The organism is Commensalibacter sp. W6292M3, assembly GCF_016101315.1.
GTDB lineage: Bacteria > Pseudomonadota > Alphaproteobacteria > Acetobacterales > Acetobacteraceae > Commensalibacter > Commensalibacter melissae.
The window spans coordinates 520,780-533,956 of the sequence record NZ_JACFQT010000001.1; the positions used below are offsets into that span (position 1 = coordinate 520,780).

The following is a 13,177-nucleotide window of genomic DNA, read 5'->3' on the forward strand; positions in this document are numbered from 1 at the left end:
AAGGGTTCTCACCTTGTTAATCAATTTCAGGAATAAAGGTAAAATCGGGTAGGTCGCTGAAGAATACCTGTTGATCATTATCGAGTTCGGTTTTTGGTTCAATCTGGCCAATGATATAGGCTTGGACATCGGTATCATTAAGTAGTTTATTCACGGCTTCAAAATCTGATGTGATCAATATCATGCCAATACCGCAATTAAAAACTTTCAGCATTTCCTCTGGTTGAACGTTGCCAGCGTGGGCCAGCCATGAAAATACTGGTGGCATGGGCCAGCTTTGTCCGTCAACAACAGCCACAAGATTGTCTGGTAAAATACGTGGAAGATTGCCGACAATTCCACCGCCTGTAATATGGGCGGCCCCGTTTAGAAGACCAGCCTCATGAAGTTTTAGTACAGGTTTTACATAAAGCTGTGTCGGGGCGAGTAATGCCTCTCCAAGAAACTGGTTGGGATCGAAAGGTGCCACATCTTCCCATGACAGGTTTTGGGCTTTTACGATTGAGCGTACCAAGGAAAATCCGTTGGAATGAACACCATTTGATGTCAAAGCGATAATTTTATCACCGCTAGTGATATTTTTGGGTAAAATCTGATCTCTTTCAACTGCTCCAACGGCGAATCCGGCTAGATCATAATGTTTTTCCTTGTACATCCCTGGCATTTCCGCTGTTTCGCCACCAATCAAGGCACAGCCACTTGCTTCACAGGCCTTACTGATACTTTGTATGATACGTTGTGCCTGATCAAGCTCTAATTTTCCGGTAGCAAAATAATCGAGAAAAAACAAAGGTCTTGCACCTTGCACAACGATATCATTCACACACATTCCAACTAGATCAAATCCGATATTGTCGCACAGCCCTGTTTCGATTGCGGGCAAAAGCTTTGTTCCAACCCCGTCGGTTCCTGAAACAAGAATTGGATCTTGATAGCTGGTTGCTTTTAAGTCAAATAACGCACCAAATCCGCCCAGATTACCCATAACACCATTATTATGAGTTTGGGAGACAACCGGTTTTATAGCTTCGATCAATGCATCCCCTGTGGCAATACTGACACCAGCATTTTCATAGGTGATTTCATCCTGCTGGTTATTTAGTTCTGTATTCTCAGAAAAATCTGACTTCATTATTAAGCAGCCTCTATTCTTGCTTTATAGGTTTATCTTGAAATGGTTATAGGATAGTTTTACACCATAATAGGGTTTATAGGATAGATTGAATTTTGGTAAAGTAGTAATGCAGGAAAAAAATAAACAAAATTGTTTTTTTAATACGTCAAGGCAGCTTGCTTTACCCTTTACCTATAAGCCTCGTTTTATTTCTTCAGATTTTATAAATTCACCTTCAAATTTTGCTGCACGGACCTGGCTTGGGATCAGTAAAACAACCTACAATGTGCCAGATTGGCCAGATCGACGTTTGGCAATATGGGGAGATTCAGGAACAGGTAAAACGCATTTATTGCAAATATGGGCGGAAAGGGAACAGGCATTATATATTCCAGCTTCTGCTTTACAACAAACCTCTTCTGTATATTGGTCGGAAAAATTACAAAATAAAGAAATAAAAGCCATTGTTATAGATGATGCTGATCTAGTCACTGATTTTCATTCATTGTTGCATATTTTAAACATGACCAAAGAGTTGCGGATCGTAACTGTTTTAGGAGGGCGTTCCCCACCAGCTCGATGGGAAGTTGAGTTGCCCGATTTGGCTAGCCGATTACGGTCGATCATAGCGATTAAAATTGAACAACCTGAAGAGGAATTATTACGGCTTTTATTTCTTCGGTTAGTAGCTGACAGGCAATTGGTTATTCCAACGTCCATTATGGATATTATTCAGTTACGATTACCAAGAACAGCTTTTGCTGTACGTCAGTTTATTGAACGGTTAGATGAAATAACCCTTGTTGAGCAGGGGGGAATGACCAGAAATCTGGTTATGAAAATTCTTGATGAATTGTCAATTTCATAATGAAATAGAAATAATATGTTATAATTAGACGTGATTTTGAATTATTTGAAAAAACTAGAGAAAATTGTGTTAAAATTGATAAATTAATAAAATAATTTTTAATGCAAATAATTCAGTATGAAGTAATATTACATGATCCAAAAAAATCGTAAAAATATATCGAATATCAATCATTTGACACAAAATAAAATTGCTGTGAAACAGTCGGGTCGCAAAATTAAGCAGCGAAACAGTATTCAGATATCTAATAATATCAAAATGGATTATGAGCGTTTTATTAATCGGGAATTATCATGGCTTGATTTTAACCAAAGGGTCGTAGAGGAAGCCGAAAATAAACATAATCCACTTTTGGAAAGAGTACGTTTTTTATCCATTAGTGCAAGCAATCTTGATGAATTTTATTCCGTACGTGTTGCGGGACTGACCGGTCAAGTGAGAGAGGGGTTGATAGCACTTTCTCCTGATGGTTTAACACCTGCAGAACAATTGGTTGCCATTCAGGAAAGGGTTAAGGGACTATTTAGTGACCAGCAATGGATCTATCATGAACTTATAAAATTATTGAGTGACTCAGGTATTATTGTTTGTAAGGCAGAAGAGTTGAACAAGGAAGATCTGGCCTGGTTACATCAATTTTTTATGGAGCGTATTTTTCCAATCCTGACCCCTATTGCCTTGGATCCTGCCCATCCCATTCCATTTATACCGAATTTAAATCTCGCAATTGCTTTAAGATTGATTAGCCAAAATAGCAGCCGCAAATATGTGATGATTTTATTGCCGTCGCAGCTGTTGCGTTTTATACCTTTGCCTTTATCGTTATGTAGCAATAAAATTCAAAGGTTTGTTTTATTGGAGGATTTGGTTAGGATATTTATTTCATCGATCTTTCCTGGATATAAAATTGCGAATTATGGCTTGTTACGCGTTATTCGTGATACAGATGTCGAATTTGAAGAAGAAGCGGAGGATCTGGTGAGATCCTATGAAACAGCCTTGAAAAGAAGAAGACGCGGGGTTGTGATTCATTTGGATATTGATGAACATTTCCCTCCAAAACTTGGTGAAATAGTTGCCCATGCACTGGAAGTGCCTCCGGAAGAGGTGACGGTTCATAAGGGAATACTGGGATTGGTGGATGTTAAGCAACTTATTGTTGATAACAGGCCAGATCTCCTTTTTCCATATTATGCACCTCATCTTCCCGCGCGTATTCGGGAAAGTGCCGGGGACTGTTTTGCCCTGTTACGCTCAAAAGATTTGTTGGCATACCATCCTTTCGAGAGTTTTGATGTTGTGATTCAGTTTTTGCGTCAGGCGGCTCAAGACCCTCAGGTTTTAGCCATTAAACAAACTTTATATCGAACATCTCGGGACAGTCCCATTGTCAAAGCTTTAATTGAGGCGGCAGAAAATGGAATTTCCGTAACAGCCATTGTTGAATTAAGGGCCCGTTTTGATGAAGAAGCCAATATTCGTCTTTCACGGGATTTGGAGGCAGCCGGTGTGCAGGTTGTTTTCGGTTTTGCCGATTGGAAGACTCATGCAAAATTGAGTCTTGTTGTTCGAAGAGAGGGGGGAAACATACGCTCTTATGCCCATTTTGGCACTGGCAATTATCATCCGATTACAGCAAAAATTTATACTGATTTATCCTATTTTACCTGTAATGCCGAATTAACGCGTGATGCGGCCAAATTATTTAATTATGTCACGGGATATGCACGTCCTGACAAAATGGAAAAAATTGCGTTTTCGCCTTTAACCATCCGTAAAACCTTAAATGAATTGATTGATGATGAAATTGCTTTCGTAAAAGCAGGCAAACCGGGAGCGATGTGGCTTAAAATGAATTCTCTTGTGGATCCACAATTAATTGACAAATTATATGAGGCGTCTTGTGCAGGTGTAAAAATAAATATAATTGTTCGAGGAATTTGTTGTCTTCGTCCGGGTATCAAAAATCTTTCTGAAAATATATTTGTCAAATCAATTGTTGGCCGTTTTCTTGAACATGCCAGAGTCTTTGTATTTGGAAACGGGTACGAGCTTCCTTCAAGATCGGCTAAAGTCTATATGTCTTCTGCAGATTGGATGGAAAGAAATATGGATCGTCGGATCGAGGAAATGATACCTATCTTGCCAGAAGATATTCATTATAAAATTTTAAATCAGTTAATGGTTGCAAATCTGAAAGATAATATGCAGTCTTGGCAATTGGGGAGGGATAAAAAATGGAAACGTCTTGAATCTTCGGAACCTCCTTTTTCCGCACATAACTATTTTATGGAGAATCCCTCGTTGGATACAAGGCCTTTGGATTAGACTATAATCTATTATAATTTTTTGCCTCAAAGGAAATAATAATGATCCATTCCTCTTCCTCAATACGATCAGCAATTGTTGATTTGGGCTCGAATTCCGTTCGTTTAGTTGTTTTTGAAGGAAGGGAGCGTAATCCCGTAATTATCTTTAATGAAAAAGCCACACTTAGATTGGGAAGCGGGTTGGAAAAAACAGGTAAACTCAATCCGCAAGGTGTCTTGTTAGCCGAAGATGTTTTTAAAAGGTTTTATGCAATTGCCACGACAATGAAGGCGAATCCATTTGTTGTCCTAGCGACTGCAGCGGTTAGAGATGCAGATGATGGACATGAATTTTTAAAAAAGTTGCATAAATGGATGCCTTGTGTACCTGTTCAAATATTGACTGGCGAACAGGAGGCAGATTATGCCGCTGCGGGTGTAATGTGCAGTATTCCGAATGCGGACGGTGTTGTTGCGGATATTGGTGGTGGCTCTATGGAGCTGGTGCAAATTTCAAATCAGCAGCGATATAATGCACAAACCTTGTCTTTGGGTGTTATTCGCCTGATGGATCGTGCAGGCAAGAAAATTCCAAAAGCGAATGTTATTGCGGGTAGGGATATAAAATCGGTTAAATGGTTGCATGAATCCAAAAAGAAAAAATTATATTTGGTCGGTGGCGCTTTTCGGGCAATGGCACAATTATATATGGAATACACTTCTTATCCGATTTGTATCGTTCATTATTACACGCTTTCTTATAGTGAAGCAAAAATTCTTGTGGATTGGATTTTACTTAAGTTAAAAGATGGGAATTTAAATACACAGGCCTTAATTCATAAAAGGTTAAACGATTTACCATATGCCGCCACGGTGTTGAAACAGTTATTAATGATTTTGAAACCGTCAAAAATTATTTTTTGCGCAGAGGGGGTTCGGGAAGGTTGGTATATGCGAAATGTTATTGCCGAAAATAATCGTAATCAAAACCCACAAGAAGCTGCAGCTTTAGATATTTGTAAACGATTGGGTCGTGTACAGGAATTTCCTTCCGCTCTGATCAAGTGGACAGATTCACTTTTTAATAATGAAGATCAGGATATGCAGCAAAAACGCTGGGTAGCCTGTATGATTTCTGATTGTGGTTGTCATGACCATCCAGCCTATCGTAAAGAGCAGGCTTATTATCGTATTTTACGGATGGCCGGCATGGCGTTTGACCATCAGTTGCGAGCCTTTTTGGCCTTGACAATTGCGATACGTTATGATGCCACCATGAATGACAAATTCCTGTCTGCTTCCAAGAAAATTCTTTCTCCTAAACATTATGAACAGGCCGTGATATTGGGACTGGCATTTCGATTGGCATATACATTATCAGGAAATCTTCCCAACCTTTTGTTGAGAACACGGTTAAAAGTTGGGAAAAAGAAACTTACATTATATTATTATCATCATTTGGATGCTGTTATCAGTGAGACAGTCTCACGTCGTTTGTCCCGATTAGGTCAATTGATGGGTCTTGATACGAAATTACTGCCTGACCATAAATGAATAAATTTATATAGATGCTTGCCTGACTATGAATCAAATATAGAATGAAATTTGTCATTCCATTTTAAAAAAAATTGAGGAAAGTAACTTATCACGATAGTGACTGCAAGCATATTGATGGAAGTCAGGTTGACCCCAATTATCCAGCCTATCTTCCTCCAACATAAATGACAAAGTATAAAGCTGCAAAATATAAGCAATACACTGATAATTTTATAATAATATTTTATTTGTTCGTTTGAATACTGGTTTGGTAGTTTATCTTGAAATTTCTTCAGACTGCCAGCAAAAACGAATATGCCAAGAATATTTAACGTTATAATAAGTATGATCATGATAGATAAGATTTTTTATTTAAATATGAGCAAAACAATAATGAAACAATACCTAAAATAAAAACTGTGCCATCCATTTTTATAAAAAGGAAATTTCCATTCAGTAACGAGGCTTTTATCAGGATATTATTGAATAACAGATCCACAATAGGAAGAAGTAGACAGAGATAGCTGAATATTGTCATTAATTTTTTTAAGGCATGATTTGTATAGTTAAAATATGCTGATAAAAAACTGTAAATGCAGACAAGAAGACATATTGTGAAAAATAAAAAAATTTCATTATGGATTCTGTTTGGAAAATCAAAGGGAATAAATCGATTGATCCATAAAAGGGATATGAATCCTATAAGAGTTCCCATAATGACGCTAGTATTAATTCCTTCAATGGTTTTATATACAATATAGGTTATTTTGTTTGTAAAAAGTTTATTTTTATGGCGATTAGAATAATATAAAAGACCAAAAGCTACACAAAACGCACTGCCCAATCCTAATATAAAATTGATAGTTCTGAATATGGCTCCACCTGCCCTGGCCATATGAATGCCAAAAATAACTTTTTCAGGATAACCAAACATGGGGGATAAGGAAGAATGTGATGTTAATTTTCCTGTAGTTTTATCAAAACCAACTAGATTTTTAAAACTGGTTAGATGACTATTGTTCGCTTCACCTATTTTTATTTCTTTAGGAGTAAAAAAAATGAATCCTGCGGGATTATTAAAATAACGTTCAGTTTCATTAACTAAATTGAGTAAATTTTGTTTAGATAATGTGTTCAGATTGTCTTTATATATATTTTCAGGTTTTGATTGAGGATGAGGAGAAGGTATATAATGAGGAATGATGAATAAAAAACCGCTTAATGCTATTATAAAAAGAAATGGCAAGAAAATTATTCCAATGGACGTATGATAATTAAGTTGTTGTCGAAGGGGGGCAGCCTTGACCTGAAGGTTAAAAAGCATTTTGATAAAGGGTTTATAATGTAAAATCACACCAGTAATGATTGAAAGAATAAAGAAAAAAGCGACAATAAGTAAAATAAATTGTCCATATCTAGGATTCATATATAGTTTTTTATGAATGGAAACGATAAATGAAGCGCCTGCTGTATTTCGGACTGAAATAATATTCCCTTCATGAGGGTCAAGAACAATATTGCGTTTTATATTGTCCTTTAAATAGGAAACATATAGATAGGGATCGCGAGAAGAGGGAAGTTTAATTAAATTTTTGGGCATATTTTGGCTATATGTCCAAATTTTGTAGGCATTATCCAGTGCCTTGGAGGAAAGGGGGGCCGGTTTGACCCGTGCAAGTTCTGGCCGCATCCATTGATTGATTTCACTATCAAATAAGGTTAGGCTGCCTGAAATAATAATTATAAAAAGAAACCATCCACCTGCCAGCCCTATCCAGCGATGAATGGATTTTATCAAGAATAAAGTTTTTTGATGCATAATATGATTTGTAACGCTTAATGATAATAATTATTATTATCATAAATAATAAAAAAGCAATAGTCTTGATATTATTATAGAGGAATTTAAATTTTTTATATATAAATAATAATTATAATAACAATGAAACATTTATATATAAAAAAGAATTCAGATGGCTGATAAGTAATAAGTTAGGTACTTTCAACAATTGTGATGGAAGCCTCGGGAACTCTTTGCAATTGGATAATATCCTTGTCTATATTTTCAAGAGATGTTGTGTCTGTATTATTGATTTGTCTTATGGCATGAAAATTGATGCATGAATTTTTAAGGGAATATCTTATTTTTATGACCTTCCATAGTTGATCAAGATAAAAAATGATATTTCCACAATTAATGTTTTGTACGGGGATATCTCTTACATTTATTTTAGAAGGCATAGTATTTCCTATCATAGTGTAAGTATAAGATTTGTGTTTTGTTTTATAAAGGTTGTTTGTAGTTTGAATTTAGTTATATTTGTTTTCTTTTAATAAAGGTATTTATTTAATAAAATTAAAGAGTATATTTGAATATTTTAAATAAAATGAGTAGATAAAAATATCAGCAAAATCTATTAAAATTTTTAGAAACAAAATTTTTTATTTTAATTGAAATGGGTTATTTTATTTAGAAAATATTATAACTTGTAAAAAACTGTAGAATTTAAGTTATGACAGTAGAGATGGCTCTTGGAGTATTCCCGTTATTTGTTTATGGATTATTAGTTGTAATAATGATCTTGATAATTATTTTTCAATTTTTTTTAAAAAAGAGAAAGTAATCCTAATCAAGTTTGACGTGAATGGATTCTATCAAATTTTCAAACATTTCCGTCGTTAATAATCTGGTACTCGTATTATATTTTGATACATGATAGCTGTCGACCAGCGATATTTTTTCATTTAGTTGAATATATTGTCCATGCTTGAATTTCACTTTAGAATTCGAAATGTTAAAACATGACAAAATATTTTTATGTGCAATTACACCCAACGCCAAAATAATTTTTAAATTCATCATATTTTCAATTGCTGATTTCAAATAAGGGCGACAGTTTTTTTCCTCTTGCGTTGTGGGTTTATTTTGAGGTGGCACGCAACGAACGGCATTCAAGATTTTACAATTGATCAGGGTCAAACCATCATTGGGATCAGCCTGATAGGTTCCAGAGGCAAATTTGTATTTGATAAGAGTATTGTAGAGTAAAATGCCTGCATAATCTCCCGTGAAAGGACGCCCGGTCAAGTTTGCCCCTTTTAATCCTGGAGCTAGACCAACAACAAGTAATTCTGAATCAATATTCCCCCAGGTTGGAACAGGTGCATTCCAGCCAGTGGGAAATTTTTCTTTATTTTCTTCTCTAAAATTTTTAAGACGAGGACAAATGCTACAATTTATGTCAGGTGTTAAATTTATCATGAAATCAAATATTTTTTGAAAAAATAGACTGTAATAAAATTGGATATAAAGATTATGTATAGTTATTGTTGGGCTTCATTTGGCCGTCGAGTGAACTCGGGTGCAATGCTTGTTAATTCAATAAATTGATCGGCTTGTCTTCTTAACTCATCACCAATCATGGGTGGGTTGGTTTTAATAGAAGATACGACAGAAACACGTACCCCCTGTCGTTGAACGGATTCAACAAGGCGTCGTAAATCGGCATCACCACTGAATAATATGGCATGATCAATTTTTGGAGCAATTTCCATCATATCGACAGCCAATTCAATATCCATGCTTCCTTTTACCCTTCGCCGACCATTTTGGTCTGTAAATTCACGGGCATTCTTGGTAACCAGAAGAAACCCATTATAGGCCAACCAGTCAGTCAGGGGTTTTAATGGAGAATATTCTTCTGTATCCAGAACAGCAGAATAATAATAGGCACGAATGACGTTACATTGTTTTTTAAAAAAATTGAGTAAATTTCTGTAATCGACATCAAAATTCAGATTACGTGATGCGGAATAAAGGTTTGCTCCATCGATAAATAAGCAGACCTTTTCATTATTTTTAAGAAACATTTATAAGCACCTTAAAATTTTTGAAAGCAGGAGTTAAATAAGAATAAAAATCGTTATACATAATTTGTTTTATCAGTTATATCAACATTTTATAGGTTATATCAATTTTACATTAAAAGGCGAGATATTTTGTATCCTTGTGATGTAAATTTATTTATTTAGGTAATTATTACAAAACTATGATTATTATTTCAGTCGGAAGCAACCTTCCAGGAGCATGGGGAGACAACCCTTATGAAATGTGTCAAAAAGCATTTTGTTATTTGGGTAAAAAACTTAATGATACCTCCATGATTGTTTCTCCAATGTACCAAACTACACCAATTCCGCCGTCATCTCAACCTTTATATATAAATGGTGTCATATTATTTGATAGTCAAATTCCATGCGAAGATTTACTGTCAATTTTAAATGATTTGGAGGACAAAGCAGGTAGAATACGTCAAAAGATAAATGAATCTCGCCCGCTTGACCTCGATATAATCGCATATCATGACAAAATCATCAAAGATTCATCACGATTGATCGTGCCGCATCCCCGGGCACATTTAAGGGCTTTTGTTTTATATCCCTTAAGAGATGTATTGCCAAATTGGGTTCATCCCGAAAGCAAGAAATCACTTGATGAATTAATATCAGAACTACCACCTGATCAGGGTATTGAACCTTACATTTGATTTCTTGATAAAAATATGATATTGGTTAAATCCTTTTGAATCTGGAGATTAATTTGAATGGCACGCGTTACTGTAGAAGATTGTGTTGAAAAAATTCCTAATCGTTTTGAATTGGTGCTTTATGCTTCACAACGAGCACGTAACATTTCAAGAGGTGAGGCGTTAACTATAGATCGTGACAATGATAAAAATCCAGTGGTTGCCCTAAGAGAAATTGCAGATGAAAAAATTGATCTTGCAACAATTAAAAATGATATTATCCGTACCCTGACTCGTGCTCCTGAACCTGAACCAGTGGAGGAAGAGGTTGCAGATCTGATCCCGGCGGAAAAAAATATCTTTGGCCTTCAAGATGTTTCAATCGAGGAAGAACAGGCCAAACCGACAAATTCCTTTGAGAACATTAATCAGATCATGCATGAATTGGATCGTCGTCGTATGGCTTCTGAAAATAAAGAGGAATAATTTAATTTTATTTTTCAGTTTTATAATCTATAAAATTAAATAAGAGTGTCATTTAATTTTTGGATTATAAGTGGAAAATATCAGCTTTCCCATAGCCTTGAGTGAAAGCAATCAAATTGATTGCGCTGGATTAATTGATCGTATTCGGAAATATGAGCCGGAGGCGAATGTTGCTTGTGTAGAGAAAGCTTTTAGAATTTCTGTTCAGGCACACGAGAAACAGTATCGTGACAATGGGGCTCCATATATTACACATCCTTTGGCTGTGGCAAATATTTTGGCTCATATGAAAGTTGACATTGCCTCTATCGTAACAGGTCTTTTGCATGATACGATAGAAGATACAGAAATTACCCGAGAATTTATAGAAAAGGAATTCAGCAAGGTTGTTGCAGATTTGGTGGATGGCGTTACCAAACTGACAAGGCTTGAATTACAATCTGATAAGACAAAACAAGCTGAAAATTTTCGTAAACTTGTCTTGGCGATGTCCAAGGATATACGTGTATTGATTGTCAAGCTTGCTGATCGTCTGCATAACATGCGTACTTTACACTATGTTCAAAGACTGGATCGTAGGCAGCGTATTGCTCGTGAAACAATGGATATTTACGCGCCATTGGCTGAACGTATCGGAATGGATAATGTGAAAAGGGAATTGCAAAATATTGCATTTTCTGTTTTGGAACCTGAGGCAGATGCTTCTATTAAAGCGCGTTTAAATTTCTTGCGTGGACAGGGTGCAGATATTATTGAGGAAGTCTGTGCCGAGCTTAAGGCAATCTGCCAAAAGGGTGGGTTGAGGCAGGTTGAGGTAACGGGAAGGGAAAAATCTTGTTACTCTATTTGGGAAAAAATGCAGCGAAGGCAGGTTACCTTTGAACAGCTTTCCGACATAATGGCGTTTCGAATTGTGGTTGAAACCAAAGAGGATTGTTATACAGCCCTTGGAATAGTGCATAGTCATTACCCTGTTGTAGCCGGACGTTTTAAAGACTATATTTCAGCGCCCAAGGCCAATGGTTATCAGAGTATTCATACGGGGGTAACCTTGCGTTTTCCCCGCAATCAGAAAATTGAAATTCAAATCCGTACAAGAGAGATGCATGATATTGCTGAAAATGGTGTTGCGTCTCATTGGATATATAAGCAGTTGCCGATTATTAACAAAAACAGTAAAAATAATGACCAGGTTATTGGCATTGCTGCCAAGATGAAAAAATTACGCTGGGTTCAGGATCTTCTTGAAATTCTTGAAGATTCAACAGCCCCAGATGAATTTTTGGAAAATACGAAGCTGGAATTATATCAGGATCTCGTTTTTTGTTTCACACCGAAAGGGGAGTTGATCCAGCTACCAAGAGGAGCGACACCTGTCGACTTTGCCTATGCGGTTCATAGTCAGGTTGGGGATCGTTGTGTTGGTGCAAAAGTGAATGGACGACTTATCCCCTTGCGCCAAAAATTAAAAAATGGTGATCAAGTGGAAATTATGACTGCACGGGAAGGTAATCCTTCTCCATCCTGGGAAAGATTTGTAGTTACTGGAAAAGCCAGAGCTCGAATTCGTCATTTTGTAAGTAATCAACAAAAAGAATTGAAAATGGAGGCTGGACGCGTTGCGCTGGCTAAGGCTTTTCGGCAGGAAGGTGTTGATGGATCACAAAAAATTCTTGAAACTGTTTTAAAGAATTTTAAACAAACCTCTCTTGATGAATTATATATAGCGGTGGGTAGCGATAATATTTCTGCCAAAGATATAGTATATGTTGCTTACCCAGAATTAAAACCTATTAAACGTGCCCCTCGTTTTGTGCCCGGGTTAAGTGATAAAGGTCGTATTAGCCAAAATAAAAATAAAGACGATCATAAATTCTCTTCCCCATTGAAAGGTATGGATAAGGGAATTGTGGTTCATTTTGCGGGTTGCTGTCATCCAATTCCCGATGATGCCATTGTTGGTATTGTTGCAACAGGCAAGGGGATCACTATTCATCGCAAGGAATGTTCAACATTAAACAGTTTTTCTGCTACCCCAGAACGTTTTATGAGTTTGGATTGGGACTATGATATATTAAACCAGGTGAATAGACAGAAAAATTATACAGCGCGTATTAAAATTGTGGCGGAAAACGACAACGTCATTCTGGCAACTATTGCCAATCGTATTGTTCAGTATGATGGCTCTTTGATAAATTTGAAAATTGTTAACCGACATATGGATTTCATCGAAATTCTGTTGGATGTGGAAGTTAAAGACCTTACACATTTAAATCAGGTTATCAATGGTTTGCAAATGGTCAAGGGGATTGTCCATGTTGAACGATCATGTTCATGA

11 protein-coding genes are annotated in these 13,177 nt (G+C 36.3%); 6 read left to right on the forward strand and 5 right to left on the reverse strand.

The features are described from left to right. Nucleotides 1-16 precede the first annotated feature (16 nt). Nucleotides 17-1,132 (reverse strand): phosphoribosylformylglycinamidine cyclo-ligase, encoded by a 1,116-nt coding sequence (gene purM, locus H3T57_RS02320; RefSeq protein WP_198193008.1) that lies wholly within the window; start codon nucleotides 1,130-1,132, stop codon nucleotides 17-19. A 109-nt stretch (nucleotides 1,133-1,241) separates the two neighbouring features. Between purM and H3T57_RS02325 the strand changes: the two genes are divergently transcribed. The 3 genes from H3T57_RS02325 (at nucleotide 1,242) to H3T57_RS02335 (ending at nucleotide 5,845) form a co-directional block, all read left to right on the forward strand. Further along, nucleotides 1,242-1,982, forward strand: a complete 741-nt coding sequence (locus H3T57_RS02325) for a DnaA ATPase domain-containing protein (RefSeq protein WP_198193010.1) — start codon at nucleotides 1,242-1,244, stop codon at nucleotides 1,980-1,982. 132 nt (nucleotides 1,983-2,114) lie between these two features. Continuing rightward, entirely contained in the window at nucleotides 2,115-4,310 is a 2,196-nt protein-coding gene (locus H3T57_RS02330; RefSeq protein ID WP_198193019.1) for an RNA degradosome polyphosphate kinase, read from the forward strand. A 41-nt stretch (nucleotides 4,311-4,351) separates the two neighbouring features. After that, complete coding sequence (locus H3T57_RS02335) at nucleotides 4,352-5,845, forward strand: Ppx/GppA family phosphatase (RefSeq protein ID WP_198193021.1); 1,494 nt, start codon at nucleotides 4,352-4,354, stop codon at nucleotides 5,843-5,845. Between the two features lie 331 nt (nucleotides 5,846-6,176). Here the strand turns inward: H3T57_RS02335 and H3T57_RS02340 are convergent, their stop codons facing one another. The 4 genes from H3T57_RS02340 to H3T57_RS02355 all read right to left on the reverse strand — a co-directional run bounded on the left by H3T57_RS02340 (nucleotide 6,177) and on the right by H3T57_RS02355 (nucleotide 9,697). Next, on the reverse strand, nucleotides 6,177-7,646 hold the full coding sequence (locus tag H3T57_RS02340; RefSeq protein ID WP_198193024.1) for a PepSY domain-containing protein: 1,470 nt from the start codon (nucleotides 7,644-7,646) through the stop codon (nucleotides 6,177-6,179). A gap of 173 nt (nucleotides 7,647-7,819) precedes the next feature. Further along, nucleotides 7,820-8,068 carry a hypothetical protein gene (locus tag H3T57_RS02345; RefSeq protein ID WP_198193026.1) on the reverse strand — a complete coding sequence of 83 codons (249 nt, stop codon included), beginning with the start codon at nucleotides 8,066-8,068 and terminating at the stop codon, nucleotides 7,820-7,822. 385 nt (nucleotides 8,069-8,453) lie between these two features. Continuing rightward, complete coding sequence (locus H3T57_RS02350; protein ID WP_155565590.1) at nucleotides 8,454-9,089, reverse strand: uracil-DNA glycosylase; 636 nt, start codon at nucleotides 9,087-9,089, stop codon at nucleotides 8,454-8,456. Between the two features lie 62 nt (nucleotides 9,090-9,151). Then, entirely contained in the window at nucleotides 9,152-9,697 is a 546-nt protein-coding gene (locus H3T57_RS02355; RefSeq protein WP_110438165.1) for an NYN domain-containing protein, read from the reverse strand. Nucleotides 9,698-9,876: 179 nt separating this feature from the next. Here H3T57_RS02355 and folK point away from each other — a divergent pair, with 179 nt between their 5' ends. The 3 genes from folK (at nucleotide 9,877) to H3T57_RS02370 (ending at nucleotide 13,177) form a co-directional block, all read left to right on the forward strand. Next, nucleotides 9,877-10,374, forward strand: coding sequence for a 2-amino-4-hydroxy-6-hydroxymethyldihydropteridine diphosphokinase (folK, locus tag H3T57_RS02360; RefSeq protein ID WP_155569353.1), 498 nt, complete (start codon nucleotides 9,877-9,879; stop codon nucleotides 10,372-10,374). A gap of 57 nt (nucleotides 10,375-10,431) precedes the next feature. Beyond that, nucleotides 10,432-10,839 (forward strand): DNA-directed RNA polymerase subunit omega, encoded by a 408-nt coding sequence (gene rpoZ / locus H3T57_RS02365; RefSeq protein ID WP_110438163.1) that lies wholly within the window; start codon nucleotides 10,432-10,434, stop codon nucleotides 10,837-10,839. 70 nt (nucleotides 10,840-10,909) lie between these two features. Then, nucleotides 10,910-13,177, forward strand: coding sequence for a bifunctional (p)ppGpp synthetase/guanosine-3',5'-bis(diphosphate) 3'-pyrophosphohydrolase (locus H3T57_RS02370; RefSeq protein ID WP_198193028.1), 2,268 nt, complete (start codon nucleotides 10,910-10,912; stop codon nucleotides 13,175-13,177).

Bases quoted from the DNA above. Each gene is read 5' to 3' on its own strand.
- H3T57_RS02335 (WP_198193021.1), top strand. From the start codon at position 4,352: ATGATCCATTCCTCTTCCTCAATACGATCAGCAATTGTTGATTTGGGC.
- folK (WP_155569353.1), top strand. From the start codon at position 9,877: ATGATTATTATTTCAGTCGGAAGCAACCTTCCAGGAGCATGGGGAGAC.
- purM (WP_198193008.1), bottom strand. From the start codon at position 1,132: ATGAAGTCAGATTTTTCTGAGAATACAGAACTAAATAACCAGCAGGAT.
- H3T57_RS02355 (WP_110438165.1), bottom strand. From the start codon at position 9,697: ATGTTTCTTAAAAATAATGAAAAGGTCTGCTTATTTATCGATGGAGCA.
- rpoZ (WP_110438163.1), top strand. From the start codon at position 10,432: ATGGCACGCGTTACTGTAGAAGATTGTGTTGAAAAAATTCCTAATCGT.
- H3T57_RS02325 (WP_198193010.1), top strand. From the start codon at position 1,242: ATGCAGGAAAAAAATAAACAAAATTGTTTTTTTAATACGTCAAGGCAG.
- H3T57_RS02350 (WP_155565590.1), bottom strand. From the start codon at position 9,089: ATGATAAATTTAACACCTGACATAAATTGTAGCATTTGTCCTCGTCTT.
- H3T57_RS02330 (WP_198193019.1), top strand. From the start codon at position 2,115: ATGATCCAAAAAAATCGTAAAAATATATCGAATATCAATCATTTGACA.
- H3T57_RS02345 (WP_198193026.1), bottom strand. From the start codon at position 8,068: ATGCCTTCTAAAATAAATGTAAGAGATATCCCCGTACAAAACATTAAT.
- H3T57_RS02340 (WP_198193024.1), bottom strand. From the start codon at position 7,646: ATGCATCAAAAAACTTTATTCTTGATAAAATCCATTCATCGCTGGATA.